This is a genomic window from Bacillus sp. GS3m_15504, from assembly GCF_055825275.1.
Window position 1 is genome coordinate 1 of record NZ_JBVVNL010000034.1, and the last position, 279, is coordinate 279.

The following is a 279-nucleotide window of genomic DNA, read 5'->3' on the forward strand; positions in this document are numbered from 1 at the left end:
TGGGCCTAAATGGACTCGAACCATCGACCTCACGCTTATCAGGCGTGCGCTCTAACCAGCTGAGCTATAGGCCCATACAAATTGCAGGATTTATTTATATCATATCCTCATTTAAGAGTCAATACTTTTTATTGAACTCTCAAAACTAAACGAAAACGAAACACGGAAACTTATATTGATGAACAGCGTTCATCAATTCTCCATAGAAAGGAGGTGATCCAGCCGCACCTTCCGATACGGCTACCTTGTTACGACTTCACCCCAATCATCTGTCCCACC

General features: G+C 43.4%; 1 tRNA gene and 1 rRNA gene. Both read right to left on the reverse strand.

Going from position 1 to position 279, the window contains the following annotated elements:
- A tRNA-Ile gene (locus tag AC0L0O_RS30060) sits at positions 1-74 on the reverse strand.
- A gap of 132 nt (positions 75-206) precedes the next feature.
- Positions 207-279, reverse strand: a 16S ribosomal RNA gene (locus AC0L0O_RS30065); the annotation flags it as partial.